General features: G+C 72.1%; 12 protein-coding genes. 5 read left to right on the top strand and 7 right to left on the bottom strand.

The annotated features are described in order from the left end of the window. Positions 1-5: 5 nt before the first annotated feature. Positions 6-2,573, bottom strand: coding sequence for an ABC transporter ATP-binding protein/permease (locus AC0680_RS29445; protein ID WP_478634621.1), 2,568 nt, complete (start codon positions 2,571-2,573; stop codon positions 6-8). A 547-nt stretch (positions 2,574-3,120) separates the two neighbouring features. On the opposite strand from AC0680_RS29445, the gene serB reads away from it, so the two are divergent. Next, complete coding sequence (gene serB / locus AC0680_RS29450) at positions 3,121-4,368, top strand: phosphoserine phosphatase SerB (protein ID WP_478634624.1); 1,248 nt, start codon at positions 3,121-3,123, stop codon at positions 4,366-4,368. Positions 4,369-4,516: 148 nt separating this feature from the next. On the opposite strand, the gene AC0680_RS29455 is transcribed toward serB, so the two are convergent. From AC0680_RS29455 to AC0680_RS29470, 4 genes are all read right to left on the bottom strand, one after another. Further along, complete coding sequence (locus tag AC0680_RS29455) at positions 4,517-5,035, bottom strand: SixA phosphatase family protein (RefSeq protein ID WP_393501123.1); 519 nt, start codon at positions 5,033-5,035, stop codon at positions 4,517-4,519. Between the two features lie 87 nt (positions 5,036-5,122). Then, the gene (locus AC0680_RS29460) at positions 5,123-5,350 is read right to left on the bottom strand and encodes a hypothetical protein (protein ID WP_478634627.1); all 228 of its coding nucleotides are present in this window, start codon (positions 5,348-5,350) and stop codon (positions 5,123-5,125) included. Between the two features lie 214 nt (positions 5,351-5,564). Beyond that, positions 5,565-5,681: an SGM_5486 family transporter-associated protein gene (locus tag AC0680_RS29465; RefSeq protein WP_258017738.1), complete on the bottom strand. Its 117-nt coding sequence runs from the start codon at positions 5,679-5,681 to the stop codon at positions 5,565-5,567. 16 nt (positions 5,682-5,697) lie between these two features. Next, entirely contained in the window at positions 5,698-7,035 is a 1,338-nt protein-coding gene (locus AC0680_RS29470) for a CynX/NimT family MFS transporter (protein ID WP_478634630.1), read from the bottom strand. 142 nt (positions 7,036-7,177) lie between these two features. Here AC0680_RS29470 and AC0680_RS29475 point away from each other — a divergent pair, with 142 nt between their 5' ends. Further along, the gene (locus AC0680_RS29475; protein ID WP_478634633.1) at positions 7,178-7,858 is read left to right on the top strand and encodes a FadR/GntR family transcriptional regulator; all 681 of its coding nucleotides are present in this window, start codon (positions 7,178-7,180) and stop codon (positions 7,856-7,858) included. 284 nt (positions 7,859-8,142) lie between these two features. On the opposite strand, the gene fabI is transcribed toward AC0680_RS29475, so the two are convergent. Both fabI and fabG read right to left on the bottom strand, forming a co-directional pair. Further along, positions 8,143-8,919, bottom strand: coding sequence for an enoyl-ACP reductase FabI (gene fabI, locus AC0680_RS29480; protein WP_467660390.1), 777 nt, complete (start codon positions 8,917-8,919; stop codon positions 8,143-8,145). Between the two features lie 5 nt (positions 8,920-8,924). Beyond that, positions 8,925-9,629: a 3-oxoacyl-[acyl-carrier-protein] reductase gene (gene fabG / locus AC0680_RS29485; protein WP_384441731.1), complete on the bottom strand. Its 705-nt coding sequence runs from the start codon at positions 9,627-9,629 to the stop codon at positions 8,925-8,927. Positions 9,630-9,843: 214 nt separating this feature from the next. On the opposite strand from fabG, the gene AC0680_RS29490 reads away from it, so the two are divergent. From AC0680_RS29490 to tyrS, 3 genes are all read left to right on the top strand, one after another. Then, a complete protein-coding gene (locus AC0680_RS29490) occupies positions 9,844-11,430 on the top strand; it encodes a TldD/PmbA family protein (protein ID WP_478634636.1) in 1,587 nt (528 codons plus the stop codon). Positions 11,431-11,560: 130 nt separating this feature from the next. After that, on the top strand, positions 11,561-13,015 hold the full coding sequence (locus AC0680_RS29495; RefSeq protein ID WP_478634639.1) for a metallopeptidase TldD-related protein: 1,455 nt from the start codon (positions 11,561-11,563) through the stop codon (positions 13,013-13,015). A 161-nt stretch (positions 13,016-13,176) separates the two neighbouring features. Further along, positions 13,177-14,580, top strand: a complete 1,404-nt coding sequence (gene tyrS, locus AC0680_RS29500) for a tyrosine--tRNA ligase (RefSeq protein WP_478634642.1) — start codon at positions 13,177-13,179, stop codon at positions 14,578-14,580. Positions 14,581-14,730: the final 150 nt, after the last annotated feature.

Raw genomic sequence — 14,730 nt, forward strand, 5'->3', positions numbered from 1 at the left:
ACGCGCTACTTGCGCATGACCTCCGGCTCGTGGCGGCGCAGCAGCCGCGCGACGACGAAGGCGAGTGCGACGCCCAGGCTGATCAGGATGATCATGTCCATCACGTAGACGCCGGTCTGGTGCTTCCACAGCGGGTCGGGGTTGCCCAGCTCCCACGGCAGCAGGGTGTTCATGTCGCCGGTCGCGCCCATCGCGGCGACGGCCCAGCGCGACGGCATCAGCCAGGCGAACTGGGCGACGCCCGGGGTGTCGAACAGCTGGAAGAGCACTCCGGTGAAGACGACCTGGACGATCGCGAACATGACCAGCAGCGGCATGGTCTTCTCGGCGGTCTTGACCAGCGCGGAGATGATCAGGCCGAACATCATCGAGGTGAAGCCCAGCGCGATGATCGCCAGCGCCATCTCGATGGCCGGGGCGTTCTGGACCACCAGACCCTCGGCGGGCATGTTCCGGGTCGAGAAGCCGATCGCCGCGATGATCACGCCCTGGATGGCCGTGACCACACCGAGCACGATCACCTTCGACATCAGGTACGCCGAGCGCGACAGACCGGTGGCCCGTTCCCGCTCGTAGATGACCCGCTCCTTGATCAGCTCACGGACCGAGTTGGCCGCACCCGAGAAGCACATGCCGACTGCGAGGATCAGCATGATCGTGCTCGCGTCGCGGTTGGTGCGGTGCTTGTTCAGCGGGCCGTACCCGAGGCCGTAGTCGCTGGGGATCAGCATCGAGACCACACCGAGGACCGCCGGCAGGATCACCATCAGCCCCAGGAAGCCGCGGTCGGAGGCGAGCACCGAGACATAGCGCCGCATCAGCGTCCACAGCTGCGAGCCCCAGCTCTGGGACTTCTGCATCCGGGCCGGCGGCGGCTGGATCGCCACCGACTGCGGGGCGACGGCGTCGATGTCCGCGGCGTACATCTGGTAGTGCGGGGAGCCGCGCCAGCGGCCCATCCAGTCGTAGTCGCGGTAGTTCTCGAAGGCTGAGAAGACATCCGCCCAGGTCTCGTACTGGAAGAAGTTCAGCGCCTCCTCGGGCGGACCGAAGTAGGCCACGCCACCACCGGGGGCCATCACCAGCAGCTTGTCGCAGAGGGCGAGTTCGGCCACGGAGTGGGTGACGACCAGGACCGTGCGGCCGTCGTCGGCGAGGCCGCGCAGCAGCTGCATGACATCGCGGTCCATGCCCGGGTCGAGGCCGGAGGTCGGCTCGTCGAGGAAGATCAGCGACGGCTTGGTCAGCAGCTCCAGGGCCACCGAGACGCGCTTGCGCTGGCCGCCGGAGAGCGAGGTGACCTTCTTCTCCTTGTGCACATGGAGCTTGAGCTCGTGCAGCACCTCGTCGATCCGGGCCTCGCGCTCGGCCTCCGCGGTGTCACCGGGGAAGCGGAGCTTGGCCGCGTAGCGCAGCGCCTTCTGGACGGTCAGCTCCTTGTGCAGGATGTCGTCCTGCGGGACCAGACCGATGCGCTGACGCAGCTCGGCGAACTGCTTGTAGAGGTTCCGGTTGTCGTAGAGGACGTCGCCCTGGTCGGCGGGGCGGTAGCCGGTCAGCGCCTTGAGCAGCGTCGACTTGCCGGAGCCGGACGGGCCGATGACCGCGACCAGCGACTTCTCCGGGACGCCGAAGGAGACGTCCTTGAGGATCTGCTTGCCGCCCTCGACGGTGACGGTGAGGTGGCGGGCCGAGAAGGAGACCTCGCCGGTGTCGACGAACTCCTCCAGGCGGTCGCCGACCAGCCGGAAGGTGGAGTGGCCGACGCCGATGATGTCGTTCGGGCCGATCAGCGCGGTACCGGACTTGGTGACCGGCTGGCCGTTGACGTAGGTGCCGTTGTGGCTGCCCAGGTCGCGGATCTCGAAGCGGCCGTCGGGGGTGGCGCGGAACTCGGCGTGGTGGCGGGAGACCTGGAGGTCGGAGACGACCAGCTCGTTCTCCAGCGCACGGCCGATCCGCATCACCCGGCCCGTGTCGAGGCGGTGGAACGTGGTCGGGCTGCGGTCGCCCTGGACGGGTGCGCCGGCCGGCCGCTGCGCGGGGCGCTGCTGGGCCTGCTGGGGCTGCCCGGCCTGCTGCTGCGGCGGGACGTACGGCGGCTGCTGGCCCTGCGGCGGCGCCTGCCAGCCCTGCTGGGCGGGCGGCTGGTGCTGTACGGGCGGCTGCTGGGCCGGCGGCTGGTGCGCGGGCGGCGCCTGCCAGCCCTGCGCGGCCTGCTGCTGCGGCGTCATCGCGGGCTGCGCCTGGAAGGCGTCGGCGGCCGGCGCCGCGGCGGACAGGGTCACCCGGGGGCCGTCGGTGGCGTTGCCCAGGTGCACGGTCGAGCCCGGGCCGACCTCCATCTGGTGGATCCGCTGGCCCTGGACGTAGGTGCCGTTGGTGCTGCCCTGGTCTTCGATGATCCAGCTGCGGCCGGCCCACCGCACGGTGGCGTGGCGCCAGGAGACCCTGGCGTCGTCGAGCACCATGTCGCCCTGCGGATCACGGCCCACGTTGTAGGACCGGGACGGGTCGAGCGTCCAGGTCCTTCCGTTCAATTCGAGTACGAGTTCAGGCACTCCATGCCCCATTACATAGTCCCCCGAGTGACGCCCTGTATGGGAAGTCTAGGGATGGCGAACATCGTGAGGAACTATTTCAGGCTCGGCCCGTGGACCGGAAACCGGGACGGGACCGGGGTGCGGACGGCTCGTGCGGGCGGCCCGCCAAACTCCCCCGGAGCGCGGGAAGAACCCATGGATGCGCAGGGATCACCGGATTAAGGGCGTTCCCGGACGCCCCGGTGTCCGGCGGGGCACGGTCGGCCCCGTCCCGGACGCGATGCGCGTCCGCCTCGGAGGCCGCATTATGGGATGGAGCGGACAAATCCATGATCGACACCGCCGACTGTCGCGGTTGCGTTCCGTTATCGGCCCGAACGTGTCACCGCCGCAAGGGCGTTGGCGTTCCGGCGGTGCGACCACGCCCCGGAGGGGAACGGACACGACTCCATAACGATCGACGGAGGCATCCGGGGCGGAGCGCCGGTGTGCGGGTGCGCGCGGGCACGGGCCGCGGCGGTCCGAACCCCGGACACCCGTACGGGCGCGACGGCCCGGCGGTTACCGTAAGGGCACCATGAGCGCATCGCAGATCCCGCCTGCCACCGCCGTCCCGGGCGACGACGTACCGACCCTCCTCGTGAAGATCTTCGGGAAGGACCGGCCCGGCATCACCGCAGGTCTCTTCGACACCCTCGCCGCCTACTCCGTCGATGTCGTGGACATCGAGCAGGTGGTGACCCGAGGGCGCATCACGCTGTGCGCACTGGTCACCACCCCCTCCCCCGCCAAGGGCGCCTCGGGCTCCTCCGAAGGCGACCTGCGGGCCACGGTGCACAGCTGGGCCGAGTCGCTGAACCTCCAGGCGGAGATCATCTCCGGCCGGGGCGACAACCGTCCGCGCGGCACCGGACGTTCGCACGTCACCGTGCTGGGACACCCGCTCACCGCGGAGTCCACCGCCGCCATCGCCGCCGCCATAACGGCCACCGGTGGCAATATCGACCGTATTTTCCGCCTTGCCAAGTATCCGGTGACCGCCGTGGAATTCGCGGTGTCCGGCACGGCCACCGAGACGCTGCGCACCGCCCTGGCGCTGGAGGCCGCGCAGCTGGGTGTGGACGTCGCCGTGGTGGCGGCCGGGCTGCAGCGCAGGGCCCAGCGGCTGGTCGTGATGGACGTCGACTCGACGCTGATCCAGGACGAGGTCATCGAGCTGTTCGCGGCGCACGCCGGCTGCGAGGCGGAGGTGGCCGAGGTGACCGCCGCCGCGATGCGCGGCGAGCTGGACTTCGAGCAGTCCCTGCACGCCCGGGTCGAGCTGCTCGGCGGGCTCGACGAGTCGGTGGTCGAGGCCGTGCGCAAGGAGGTACGTCTCACCCCCGGCGCCCGGACCCTGGTGCGGACCCTCAAGCGGCTCGGCTATCAAGTCGGCGTCGTGTCAGGCGGTTTCACCCAGGTCACCGATGCGCTCAAGGACGAGCTGGGGCTGGACTTCGCCTCCGCCAACACCCTGGAGATCGTCGACGGCAAGCTGACCGGCCGGGTCACCGGTGACATCGTGGACCGGGCCGGCAAGGCCAGGCTGCTGCGGGACTTCGCACACCAGGCCGGGGTGCCGCTCGACCAGACCGTGGCCATCGGCGACGGGGCCAACGACCTCGACATGCTCAACACGGCGGGCCTCGGCGTGGCCTTCAACGCCAAGCCGGTGGTGCGCCAGGCGGCGCACACGGCCGTGAACGTTCCGTTCCTGGACACCGTGCTGTATCTGCTGGGTGTCACCCGCGAAGAGGTCGAGGCGGCGGACACCCACGCCGAGTGAGCGCAGCGCGCGCACGCACCCGACCAGGGCATGACGCGCACCCCGTCCGAGACGGACATACGGGAGGGCCCCGGCACACGGCTGCCGGGGCCCTCCCGTCGTGTCCGGGCCGCCTTCCGCGCCCGCTGCGCGCGCGAAGGCGGCGGGATCACTCGTGCGGTGTCCAGTACGCGACCAGCCGTCCGACGCCGTGCTCGACCGACTTCCACGAGCCGTTGAAGCTGATCACGGCCATCGAGGCGGTCGGGAAGCCGCTGCGGTTCATCCGCGGCAGCAGATCGCCGTCGGACTCACCGGCGAGCGCGTCGGCGAGCGCGTGCACGCCCGGGTTGTGGCCGACCAGCATCAGGTCGTCGACCTCGTCGGAGGTCTCGTTCAGCAGCGCGATGAGCTCGCCCAGGGACGCTTCGTAGATCCGCTCGTCATAGACGGTCCTGGGCCGCTCGGGGAGTTCATGGACGGCGAGTTTCCACGTCTCGCGGGTGCGTACGGACGTCGAGCACAGGGTCAGATCGGGGTTGATCCCGGCCCCGGCCAGCCAGCGGCCGGCCACCGGGGCATCCTTGCGGCCGCGGTCCGCAAGCGGACGCTCATGGTCGTCGGTGTCCGACCATTCGGCCTTGGCGTGTCGGAGGAGGACAATCCGGCGGGGTGTATCGGCGCTCATGCGTCCCAGCTTCGCACGAAAGACGGCACGGGGCGCGGGGTGTTGGAGCGCTCCCCTCTGCCGGGTGACGCGGGGCGCGGGCGGTCGTCAGACACCTATGGGGATGATCCGGGCAAGGGCCTCCAGCAGCCACGTCAGGCCCTGCGGGGGGCTCGCCGCGCTCGCCTCGGAGGCGCTCGCCATCAGCGCCAGCAGGGCTGTGAACGAGGCCGCGGGCAGGGCCAGCGCCCACCACGGCAGCCGCGTCCGCAGGCGGCGGGCCTTGGCTGCGGGTGACCGGCTGACCGCGGGTGACGGGCTGGACGCGGCGGACATGCGGATCGCCTCCGTGGCGGTGTCGAAGGGCTGCGCGGCCGCGGCCGCGGCGCGCCCACCGCTGTGTGCGGTGTACTTCGAAGCTACGGATCACCGGCGGCCGTTCCCACCCGGGAAACCACCCACTTACCCCTGAAGCCGACCCCCTAGGGGAGGGTGGGGACACCCCCACCCGGGGCCCGCCGGCGGACCCGCGGGCCGGGCCGCGGGCGGCTCACGGAGCGGCGATACTCGCCACGATCGCGACGACGACGGTCACGCCGAGCATGAGGCCCAGCACGAGGAGCAGCTTCTTCTGGCTGCCCTGCGGATTCGGTTCGAGCACTGGCATGCGCCCAGTGTCCCACTCAGGTCTCGTCCTCGATCCGGCGGTCCCGGCCCGCCAGCACACCCACCGCGATCTGCGGCACCATCAGCCCCGCCATCAGCGCGATCGGCAGCCCCCAGCCGCCGCTGTGGTCGTAGAGCGTGCCGACCAGCTGCGGCCCGGGAATGGAGATCAGATAGCCGACGCTCTGCGCGAAGGCCGAGAGCTTGACGACGCCGGCGGAGCTGGTCGAGCGCATCCCGATCATGGTCAGGGCCAACGGGAACGCACAGTTGGAGACGCCCATCAGCAGCGCCCAGGCCCAGGCGCCGGCGGCCGGGGCCAGCCACAGCCCGGCGTAGCCCGCCAGACCGCACAGGCCGAGCGCCACCGCGAGCGGGCCCTGGTGCCGCATCCGGGACGCCAGCCGCGGCAGGACGAAGGAGAGCGGCACACCCATGGCCATCGTGACGGCGAGCAGCACGCCCGCGGTCCCCGCCGAGACCCCGGCGTCGCGGAAGATCTGCGGCATCCAGCCCATGGTGATGTACGCGGCGGTGGCCTGCAGCCCGAAGAAGACGGCCAGCGCCCAGGCGGTCGGCGACGAGGTGATCCGGACCGGCGCCTCCTCGGGGCGCTCGCCACCCGCGGCCGGGTCGGAGGCGGCCCCGCGCTGCCGCAGCACCGCCAGCCAAGGCAGCGCCGCGACCGCGGCGAGCGCCGCCCACACCGCCAGGCCGATCCGCCAACTGCCGCCCAGCCCCTCGGTGATGGGCACGGTGAGCGCCGCGGCGAGCGAGGTCCCAAGGGCCAGCGCCATCGAGTACAGCCCGGTCATCGGGCCGACCCGCTCGGGGAACCAGCTCTTGATCACGACCGGCATCAGCACATTGCTGACCGCGATGCCGGCCAGGGCGAGCGCGCTGGCGGCCAGGAAGCCGCCGGTGCCGCCCGCGAACGGGCGCAGCGCGACGCCCAGGGCGATCGCGCCCATCCCGGCGCAGACGATCGCGCCGGGCCCCCAGCGCCGGGCCAGCCGGGGCGCGGCGATACCGAAGGCCGCGAAGCACATGGCCGGTACGGACGTCAGCAGTCCGGCGACGCTGGCGCTCATGCCGAGGCTCGCTCGGACCTCCGCCATGAGCGGGCCGAGGCTGGTGATGGCCGGGCGGAGGTTGAGCGCCGCGAGGACGATCCCGGCCGTCACGATCCACGGCAGCCAGCGGCCGACGGCGCCGCCCGCCCGCCCGCTCTCCGCGGCGGCCGCACCGGGCACACCCGGCCCCGCCTGCGGGCCGGTGCCCTCGGAGCGCGAGGCGGTGGAGGTCGTGCGGGGCCCGGCTGCCGGGCCGAGGGTCGCGAGGTCTTCGTCTGCCATGGACGCCATCATAGAATCATGGGATGAATGGTTGTCCAGCCGTTATCGCTAGCCTCGGCTGTCCCGGGCGGCACCGGGGGCCGCGACGGCCCTGCGGGCGCCGCACCACCGCCTGTCCACCCCCGCACCCCGGAGCGCAGTTGTGCCTCTGACCTCGCCCCGCCGGTCCGCGCTGGCCGACCAGGTGATCGCGCAGCTGCGCGCCCAGATCACCTCCGGTGAGTGGCCGGTGGGATCCCGTATCCCGACCGAGCCGGAACTCGTCGAGCAGCTCGGCGTGGCCCGCAACACCGTCCGCGAGGCGGTGCGGGCCCTGGCCCACAACGGGCTGCTGGACATCCGACAGGGCTCGGGCACCTATGTGGTGGCGACCAGCGAGCTGGCCGGGGTGATGAACCGCCGGTTCGCGGCCGCCGAGCCCGAGCACGTCGCCGAGCTGCGCAGCGCCCTGGAGGCGAGCGCCGCCCGGCTCGCCGCCCGCCGCCGCACCGACCAGGACCTGCGGCAGATCGACACGCTGCTGGAGCGGCGCGAGGCCGCCTGGGAGTCCGGTGCGGCCGAGGCCTTCGTGGAGGCGGACGCGACCTTGCACATGGCGATCGTGTCGGCTTCGCACAACGAGGTGCTGGCCGAGATCTACGCCGACCTCGGCGGCGTGCTGCGCGACTTCCTGCGCGCCGATGTCGGCGAGGAGCTGCGCCCGGAGGCGCACATGGACCACTCCCGGCTGGTGGAGGCGATCCGCGCGGGCGACGCGGAGCTGGCCGCCGCCGAGGCGGGCGCGCACCCCTTCGGCTGTCGGCTGGCCGTGCCGGGGCCCTGAGCGCCGTACTGGGGCTCTCAGGTGTATCGGGGGGGCTGAGGGGGCGGGGCCCTTGGGGCCTTAGGGCCCTAAGGGGGGATCGAACGGCTCCCGTAGGGGATGCCGGCGCCCCCTGCGGGGCCACAACGGGGCGGGCGCGGGCGGTATTCCCGACTCCTGCGGGCCGCACCCCCGTGCCCCCCAAGGCCGCGCCCCCGCGCCCCCGGCCGTACCGCCCGCCGCAACGCGTACTGCCCGCCCCGGTGGCCGGGACGGGCAGTACGGACGTGATCGGGATCGGGGCGTCAGGCGCCCATCATGTGCACGCCGCCGTCGACGTGCACGATCTCACCGGTCGTCTTCGGGAAGAAGTCCGAGAGCAGACCGACGACGCCACGGCCCGCCGGCTCCGGGTCGGCCAGGTCCCAGCCGATCGGCGCGCGGTGGTTCCAGACGTCCGCCAGCTCCTCGAAGCCCGGGATGGACTTGGCGGCCATCGACTTGATCGGGCCGGCCGAGACCATGTTGACGCGGATGTTCCGCCCGCCCAGGTCACGGGCCAGGTAACGCCCGGTGGACTCCAGGGCGGCCTTGGCGACGCCCATCCAGTCGTACTTCGGCCAGGCGATCGACCCGTCGAAGGTGATGCCGACGACCGAGCCGCCGCCGCGCTTCTCCATCAGCGGCAGCAGCGCCATGGTCAGCGACTTCAGCGAGTACGAGGAGACCTGCAGCGCGGTCGAGACGTCCTCCCAGTCGGCCTCCAGGAAGTTGAAGGCGCCCTGCGGGCCGAAAGCGATCGAGTGCACGATGCCGTCGATGCCCTCGTCGTCACCGAAGTACTCGCTGACCTTGGCGGCCAGGCCGTCCAGGTGCTCCGGGTTGGTGACGTCCATCTCGATGACCGTGGTCGGCTTGGGCAGCCGCTTGGCGATGCGCTCCACGAGCGAGACCCGCCCGAAGCCGGTGAGAACGACCTCCGCGCCCTGCTCCTGCGCGACCTTGGCCGCGTGGAAGGCGATGGACCCCTCGGTGAGGACTCCGGTCACCAGGATGCGCTTGCCTGCGAGGATTCCACTCATGCTGATCAGTGACCCATGCCCAATCCGCCGTCGACGGGAATGACGGCTCCGGTGATGTACGCGGCCTCGTCGGAGGCCAGGAAGCGGACCGAGGAGGCGATCTCCTCGGGCTGCGCATACCGCGCGAGCGGCACCTGCTTGACGATGTTGTCCCGCTGCTCGTCGGTGAGCACCCGGGTCATGTCGGTGTCGACGAAGCCCGGCGCGACGACGTTGACGGTGATGTTGCGGCTGCCCAGCTCCCGGGCGAGCGAGCGGGCGAAGCCCACCAGACCGGCCTTGGAAGCGGCGTAGTTCGCCTGTCCGGCGCCGCCCATCAGGCCCACCACGGACGAGATCAGCACGACGCGTCCCTTACGGGCCCGCAGCATCGCCCGGTTGGCGCGCTTGACCACCCGGAACGTGCCGGTGAGGTTGGTCTCCAGGACCGAGGTGAAGTCCTCCTCGGACATCCGCATCAGCAGCTGGTCACGGGTGACGCCGGCGTTGGCCACCAGCACCTCGACCGGACCGTGCTTCTCCTCGATCTCCTTGTACGCCTGCTCGACCTGCTCGCTGTCCGTGATGTCGCACTTCACGGCCAAGAACCCGGCGGGGGGCTCACCCGAGCGGTAGGTGATGGCGACCTTGTCGCCTGCCTCGGCGAAGGCACGGGCGATGGCGAGGCCAATGCCGCGGTTACCTCCGGTGACCAGAACCGAGCGGCTCAAGAGATCACCCTTTCCCTTTTCTGTCCGTCCTGCGTTCGATACGAAACTATCGGTCACCGGCCCCTTCCGTGGAATCGAGCACGGACAGGCGAGCGGCCCGGTCACTGTCGGGTCCCCACAGAACGCCGCCGACGCGCCGTGGCACGCGCCGGTGTCCTCTGGGCCGGGGACGCGGCGCAGGGCATGATGCAGGCGCCGACCACGGGAGGACGCTTTGCCTGCTGCACCCCATGCCCACGCCCTCGACGAATCGTTCCTGGCCCTGCCGCTGCGCGCGCTGGCCGATGCCGCGCTGGCCAGGGCCCGCGCGCTGGGCGCCGACCACGCGGACTTCCGCCTGGAGCGGATCCGCGGCGCCTCCTGGCGGCTGCGGGACGCCCGTACCTCGGGGACCTCGGACAGCACCGACCTCGGCTACGCGGTCCGGGTGGTGCACGGCGGGGCCTGGGGCTTCGCGTCCGGGGTGGATCTGACGATGGACGCGGCGGCGCGGGTGGCCTCGCAGGCGGTGGCGATGGCGAAGCTGTCGGCGAAGGTGACCGAGGCGGCGGAATCGGGAGGGGCAGCGCGGAGCGCTTCTGCCGAAGGGCGGCGGTGGGCGACGGGTGGGCTGGTGGAGCTGGCGGCGGAGCCGGCGCATCCGGACCGCACCTGGGTCTCGTCGTACGAGGTCAACCCCTTCGACGTGCCGGACGCCGAGAAGACCGGGCTGCTGGCGGAGTGGAGTGCCCGGCTGCTGGCCGCGCCGGGCGTGGCCCACGCGGACGCCTCGCTGATGACCGTCCAGGAGAACAAGTTCTACGCGGACACCGCGGGCACCAGCACCACCCAGCAGCGCATCCGGCTGCATCCGCAGCTGACCGCGGTCGCGGTGGATCCGGCCGGCGACTTCGACTCGATGCGCACCCTCGCCCCGCCGGTCGGGCGCGGCTGGGAGTACCTGACCGGCGGTCACTGGGACTGGGACGACGAGCTGGCCAGGATCCCGGAGCACCTCGCCGAGAAGATGCGCGCACCGAGCGTCGAGGCCGGCGCGTACGACCTGGTGGTGGATCCGTCCAACCTCTGGCTGACGATCCACGAGTCGATCGGCCACGCGACCGAGCTGGACCGGGCGCTGGGTTACGAGGCGGCGTACGCGGGGACCTCGTTCGCCACCTTCGACCGGCTCGGCACGCTCGCGTACGGCTCCGAGATCATGAACGTGACGGGCGACCGGACCGCCGAGCACGGCCTGGCGACGATCGGCTACGACGACGAGGGAGTGGCCGCGCAGTCCTGGGACCTGGTGAAGGACGGGACCCTGGTCGGCTACCAACTCGACCGCCGTATGGCGAAGTTGACGGGCTTCGCGCGCTCCAACGGGTGCGCGTTCGCGGACTCGCCGAGCCATGTGCCGGTCCAGCGGATGGCGAACGTCTCGCTGCGGCCGGCGCCGCAGGGGCCGTCCACCGACGAGCTGATCGCCGGGGTGGAGCGCGGCGTCTACGTCGTCGGCGACCGCTCCTGGTCGATCGACATGCAGCGCTACAACTTCCAGTTCACCCAGCAGCGGGCCTACGCGATCCGGAACGGGCGCCTGTGCGGGCAGCTCCGGGACGTCGCCTACCAGGGTGTCACCCCCGAGTTCTGGGGCTCTCTGACCGCGCTCGGCGGCCCGCAGACCTACGTCCTCGGAGGCGCCTTCAACTGCGGCAAGGCCCAGCCCGGACAGGTCGCCGCGGTGTCCCACGGCTGCCCGTCCGCGCTGTTCCGGGGGGTGAACATCCTCAACACGTCGGCCGAGTCGGGGCGCGCATGACGGCGCCCCGTCGGCGCCGCGGCCGGTGGGTAGTCTCTGCACGGGCGACCACCACCGCCGTCCCGCTCCGCTGTCCGTCCGCCCGGTCCGAGGGCGTCAACACCGTGAACACCATGCAGGAGGCCGGTCGATGAGCACGCGTACGCCCCGTACGAGCAGGCCGCACGAGATCGTCGAGCGGGCCCTGGAGCTGTCCCGCGCCGACGGCTGTGTGGTCATCGCCGACGAGCACTCCAGCGCCAATCTGCGCTGGGCGGGCAACGCGCTGACCACCAACGGCGTCACCCGCGGCCGCACCCTCACGGTCGTGGCGACGGTGGACGGCGGGCAGGGCACCGCGTCGGGTATGGTCTCCCGCTCGGCGGTGACCGCCGACGACCTGGAGGCGCTGGTGCGGGCCGCGGAGGCGGCCGCGCGGGACGCCGGCCCCGCCGAGGACGCCCGGCCGCTGGTCGGCGGCGAGAAGGCGTCCGCCGACTTCACCGACGCACCCGCCGAGACCTCCTCGGACGTCTTCGCGGCGTTCGCGCCGGCCCTCGGGGAGGCCTTCGGGCAGGCCCGCTCCGGCGGCCGTGAGCTGTACGGCTTCGCGCACCACGGCGTGGTCTCGTCGTACCTGGGCACCTCGGCCGGGCTGCGGCTGCGGCACGACCAGCCCACCGGGACGCTGGAGCTGAACGCCAAGGCCCCGGGTGCCGACGGGGCGGTGCCCCGCTCGGCCTGGGCCGGCCGGGCGACCCGCGACTTCACCGACGTCGATCCGCGGGAGCTGGACGCCGAGCTGGGCCGGCGGCTGGGCTGGGCCGAGCGGCGCATCGAGCTGCCCGCCGGGCGGTACGAGACGCTGCTGCCGCCGACCGCCGTCGCCGATCTGCTGATCTACCAGCTGTGGTCGTCCGGGGCCCGGGACGCCGCCGAGGGCCGTACGGTCTTCTCCCGGCCGGCCGGGGCCGAGGAGACCGCCGGGCGGCCCGGCGCCGGCACCCGGCTCGGCGAGCGGCTCAGCGAGCTGCCGCTGACGCTGCGCAGCGACCCGGGGGCGGCCGGTCTGGAGTGCGCGCCGTTCGTGCTGGCGCACTCCTCCGGGGACGACGCGTCGGTCTTCGACAACGGGCTGCCGCTCGCGGCCACCGACTGGGTGCGCGAGGGGGTGCTGAACCGGCTGGTGACCACCCGGCACAGCGCCGGGCTGACCGGCCTGCCGGTGGCGCCGGCGATCGACAACCTCTTGCTGGAGGGCGGTGGTTCGCGCTCCCTGGACGAGATGGTCGCGGACGCCGGGCACGACGGTCCCGCGCTGCTGCTGACCTGCCTGTGGTACATCCGCGAGGTCGACCCGGCGACGCTGCTGCTGACCGGGCTGACCCGGGACGGCGTCTATCTGGTCGAGAACGGCGAGGTGACCGGCGAGGTCAACAACTTCCGGTTCAACGAGTCGCCGGTGGACCTGCTGTCCCGGACGGTGGAGGCGGGCCGAACGGAGCGGACCCTGCCGCGCGAGTGGAGCGACTACTTCACCCGTGCGGCGATGCCCGCGCTGCGCGTCCCGGACTTCAACATGAGCTCGGTCAGCCAGGGAGTGTGAGCCGGGGCGCCCGGCCGGCGAGCCGCCCGGCGGGCGCACGGCGGCGGGCTGCGGGCGCACGGGGGCGGGCTGCGGGTACGACGGCGCGGGAGTTGCCCGCCCGGCCTAATAGACTGCTGGCTTGTCCTCCCGTTTGGGAACCACGATCGATCAGGAACGCCATGACACGCCTCGGCGAATCCGTCGCCCGCGCCAGCACTCTGCTCTCCGCCGACCTCTCCTCGGACGACACCGTCCGGGAGCTGCTCGAGGAGACGGGCGACCGGCGCTATCTCGATCTGACGGACCTGCCCGCCAAGGAGCAGGCCGAGCTGATCGCGGCCCGTACGGTCGAGGTGCTGCCGGGCGTGGAGAAGCTGGCCGAGCGGATCGAGGAGCGCCGGGCGGCCGGCAAGGGTCTGCACATCAAGCTGGGCATCGACCCGACGGCGACCGATGTGCACCTGGGGCATGCGGTACCGCTGATCGTCCTGAGCCGGTTCCAGCGGCTCGGCCATGACGTCACGCTGATCATCGGCGACTTCACCGCCAAGATCGGCGACCCGTCGGGACGTACGGCCGAGCGCCCGCCGCTCACCGACGAGGACATCGCGCACAACCTCGCCACCTACCGCGAACAGGTCCGCCCCTTCTTCGACTTCGAGAAGGTCAGCTTCCGGCAGAACAGCGAGTGGCTGGCGCCGTACACCTTCCCCGAGCTGCTCGCGCTGCTCGCCCAGGTGCCGGCCTCGCAGCTGCTGCAGCGCGAGGACTTCCGCAACCGGCTCGCGGCCGGCTCCGGTCTGACGATGACGGAGCTGCTCTACCCCATCGCGCAGGGCCTGGACTCGGTGGCGCTGGAGTGCGATGTCGAGCTGGGCGGCTCCGACCAGCTGCTCAATCTGCAGATGGGCCGCAAGCTGATGGAGCTGCGCGGGCAGCGGCCGCAGCTGGTGGTGACCATGCCGCTGATCGAGGGCACGGACGGCACCGGCGCCAAGATGTCCAAGTCCAAGGGCAACTACGTCGGTCTGAACGCGCCCGCCGACGATGTCTTCGGCAAGATCATGTCGGTGCCGGACCGGCTGATGGAGCCGTACCTCAAGGCGTGGACGGAGTGGACGGACGCGGAGATCGCGCTCGTCCTGGGCAGGGTCACGGACCGCTCGCTGCACCCGATGGACCTCAAGAAGATCCTCGCGGGCGAGGTCGTGGCCGCGTTGTACGGCCTGGAGGCGGCGATGGCGGCGCGCGCCGGTTTCGTCGCGCAGTTCTCCAAGAAGTCCTTCTCCGATGTGGAGTCGCTGCCGGTCGTCGATGTCGCCGAGCACGGCGCGGAGACGGTGGCCACGGTGCTGACCAAGGTGCTGGAGTTCACGCCGAGCGCCTCGGCGGCGCGGCGGCTGGCCAAGCAGAACGCGCTGCGGCTGGTCGTGGAGGGCGAGGACGGCCAGCAGACGGTGGTGCTCGCGGAGGCCGATGCGATCCGGCCGCTGAACGAGGTGCTGGCCGAGAAGCTGACGGACCCGGCCGGGGTGGCGTACCTGAAGGCCGGCCGGAAGCTGGCACAGCTCGCGGGCCGCTGACCGGGCACGCCTGAGCGGAGGGGGGGGGGGGGGGGGGGGGGGGGGGGGGGGGGGGGGGGGGGGGGTGTTGGTGGGGGGGGGGGGGCCGGGGGGGGGGGGGGGGGGGGTGGGGGGGGGGGGGGCGGCGGTTCCCCAGGCCATTGGGGTGGG

It is taken from the genome of Streptomyces sp. NPDC043738, from assembly GCF_056436545.1.

Coding starts and splice junctions, on each gene's coding strand:
- serB (WP_478634624.1), top strand. CDS start 3,121: ATGAGCGCATCGCAGATCCCGCCTGCCACCGCCGTCCCGGGCGACGAC.
- fabI (WP_467660390.1), bottom strand. CDS start 8,919: ATGAGTGGAATCCTCGCAGGCAAGCGCATCCTGGTGACCGGAGTCCTC.
- tyrS (WP_478634642.1), top strand. CDS start 13,177: ATGACACGCCTCGGCGAATCCGTCGCCCGCGCCAGCACTCTGCTCTCC.
- AC0680_RS29455 (WP_393501123.1), bottom strand. CDS start 5,035: ATGAGCGCCGATACACCCCGCCGGATTGTCCTCCTCCGACACGCCAAG.
- AC0680_RS29470 (WP_478634630.1), bottom strand. CDS start 7,035: ATGGCAGACGAAGACCTCGCGACCCTCGGCCCGGCAGCCGGGCCCCGC.
- AC0680_RS29465 (WP_258017738.1), bottom strand. CDS start 5,681: ATGCCAGTGCTCGAACCGAATCCGCAGGGCAGCCAGAAGAAGCTGCTC.
- AC0680_RS29495 (WP_478634639.1), top strand. CDS start 11,561: ATGAGCACGCGTACGCCCCGTACGAGCAGGCCGCACGAGATCGTCGAG.
- AC0680_RS29460 (WP_478634627.1), bottom strand. CDS start 5,350: ATGTCCGCCGCGTCCAGCCCGTCACCCGCGGTCAGCCGGTCACCCGCA.
- AC0680_RS29445 (WP_478634621.1), bottom strand. CDS start 2,573: ATGGGGCATGGAGTGCCTGAACTCGTACTCGAATTGAACGGAAGGACC.